A 2,687-nucleotide genomic window follows, 5' to 3' on the forward strand; every position below is an offset into this window, starting at 1 on the left:
ATTACCCGCGAGTATTACCCGGTGCTTTCCGAAGGTCCCGTGACCTTTGATTTCCGGGAAAAAGACACGTGGGATGTCTTTGATCTCCGGTCGTTTGTCGGCATCGTGTCAAACGACCTCCAGTACACGTTCACAAGAACAATCACTGGCCGGGAGGTGATCCTGTCCGGTTTTTTTTCAAGCATCGGGCTTTTTAACCGGGCCGTCACCCCGGCTATGGAAGAAAAGACACAGGAGATCCAGAGGTTCCTTCGCATCGACCGGCTCAGCGACCGGCCCATGAACGAGATGTCGTCGGGCGAGGCCCGGCGCTTTTTAATCGGGAGGGCGCTTGTTTTCGATCCTGCCACGCTCATCCTTGACGAACCGACAAACAGCCTCGATCTGTCCGCACTTCACACGTTCCGGGAGACCCTGCGGGCGATCGCGCAGTCGGGAACAAGCATCATCCTTGTCACGCACCAGCTCCACGATATCATCCCGGAGATCTCCCGGGTCGTCATGATGGACGGCGGCAGGATCTCCGGCGACGGCAAAAAAACGGCGATGCTGACCGACGAGAAGATCAGCCAGCTCTTCTCGGTACCGGTGCATGTTCAGGAGGAGAACGGCTGGTACTATGCCACCGGTTACTGAAGCGATCCCGGTCCTTACAAGTACAAACCTGCACTCCTGCTGCACCCGGAAAAATACCGGTGTGCACGGGATATACTGAAACGGGACCGGTCCAGTACCCGGTAACCCGGCGCTCTGCATCGTCCCTGCATCATAATACGGTGTTATACTCACGGAGCACCAATATCCTGCCACGCATCCGGGGATGAGGGGCATCCCCGCACAGGGATCCGATACATGCTCACGTTTGATGAGATCAGGGAATATGCCGGGGACTCCGGACTCTCCTCCCCCATGGCAGAAGAAAGCCGGAAGAAATATGGCGTAAACGTCATGACGCCGCCGGAACAGGAACCGCTCTGGAAAGAGTACCTGAAAAATTTTGATGATCCCATTATCAGGATCCTGATTTTTGCTGTCATACTCTCCGCTATTGTCTCGTTCTTTTCCGGGAGCAGCCTCCTAGACACGGTCGGGATTATCATCGCGATCCTGCTTGCCACCGGCATCTCCTTTTACAACGAGTACCGGAGCAGCCGGGAGTTTGAGGTCCTCAATGCCCACCGCGACGATATGGTAATCAAGGTGGTCCGGAACGGCAACCCCACGCTTGTGCCCTCCCGCGATATCGTGGTCGGCGACCATGTCCTCCTTGAAGCCGGCGACGTGATCCCGGCTGACGGTTGGCTTCTTACCTCGGACGAACTTTTCTCTGATGAATCCGCGTTTACCGGCGAGAGTGAACCGGTCAGAAAGGAGACGGACGACAGGGTTCTCAAGGGAAGTTTTGTGACCGCAGGAAAAGGCCGGATGATTGCCGGGGCGGTCGGTGATGCAGCCGAAATGGGTGTGATCGCCGCAACGCTCGGGATCGATCATGCGACAAAGACCCCGCTTGAAGTAAAACTCGAAACCCTTGCCGGGCTCATCTCGAAATTCGGGTACGCGATGGCGATCCTCATCTGCAGCACGCTTGTTATCCGTGGCATCCTTCTCGGCGACATCACGGGACTCAACCTCGCCACCGCAAACCACCTGCTCCAGTACTTCATGCTCGCGGTCGTGATTGTCGTTGCCGCCGTTCCCGAGGGGCTGCCGATGAGCGTTGCACTCTCACTCTCCCTTGCCATGCGCAAGATGACCCGGGCGAACTGCCTTGTTCGGCGCCTTATCGCCTGCGAGACCATCGGGTCTGCGACTTCGGTCTGCACCGACAAGACCGGGACGCTCACGAAAAACCAGATGGAAGTAGCCGAGGCCTCCGTTACTGCCCCCGCCGGGCCGGGCCGGGTCCAGAAAACTCCTGCAGAGTGGATCGCGCTGAATGCAGCCGTCAACGGTACCGCATACCTTGAAGAGCGGGAGAACGGGAGGGTGATCGTGATCGGGAACTCGACCGAAGGGGCACTTCTCCGGTGGCTGCAGGCGCATGCGATCGATTACCGGAACGTGAGAAAAGAGTGGGTCGCGATCCGACAGAATCTCTTCGATGGCAAACGTAAACGCATGTCGACCGTTGTGGAGATCAGCGGCCGGCGGTTCCTGCTGGTCAAGGGAGCGCCGGAGGTCCTGGCCGGTCTCTGCACGGCGGCACCCGATCTCCTGGGAGTCGGCACACTTTCTTCCCGTGCGATGAGGACACTCGCATTTGCCCACCGGGAAATTACCGGGGATGACGAGACCGAGACCGGGCTTGTCTGGGATGGTTACGTCGGCATCCGTGATCCCCTGCGGGACGATATCGCTGCATCCGTGGCCCTCTGCCAGCATGCCGGCATAAGGGTACGGATGGTCACCGGGGATAACCCGGTAACCGCACAGGCGATTGCCCGGGAGGCCGGCATCCTAAACAACGGGATGGTCATGACAGGAAAAGAGTTCCGGGCGCTTTCAGACGAAGGACAGGTCGCAGCCGCAAAAAATCTTGACGTGATGGCCCGGGCCGAACCCCTGGACAAGTTCCTTCTCGTGCAGGCGCTCCAGAAGACCGGGGCGGTCGTGGCCGTGACCGGCGACGGGACAAACGATGCCCCGGCGCTCAGGCACGCGGATGTGGGACTTGCGATGGGGAT

General features: G+C 58.8%; 2 protein-coding genes. Both read left to right on the forward strand.

Features of this window, described 5'->3' with window-relative positions; all coding sequences use genetic code 11:
• Nucleotides 1–636: ABC transporter ATP-binding protein (locus tag WCE46_RS06210; RefSeq protein ID WP_424732832.1), on the forward strand; the 636-nt coding region annotated here is incomplete at its 5' end.
• A 216-nt stretch (nucleotides 637–852) separates the two neighbouring features.
• On the forward strand, nucleotides 853–2,687 hold a 1,835-nt coding region (locus WCE46_RS06215), incomplete at its 3' end, for a cation-translocating P-type ATPase (RefSeq protein WP_424732833.1).

The sequence above is a fragment of the Methanoregula sp. genome (genome assembly GCF_049690535.1).
GTDB lineage: Archaea > Halobacteriota > Methanomicrobia > Methanomicrobiales > Methanospirillaceae > Methanoregula.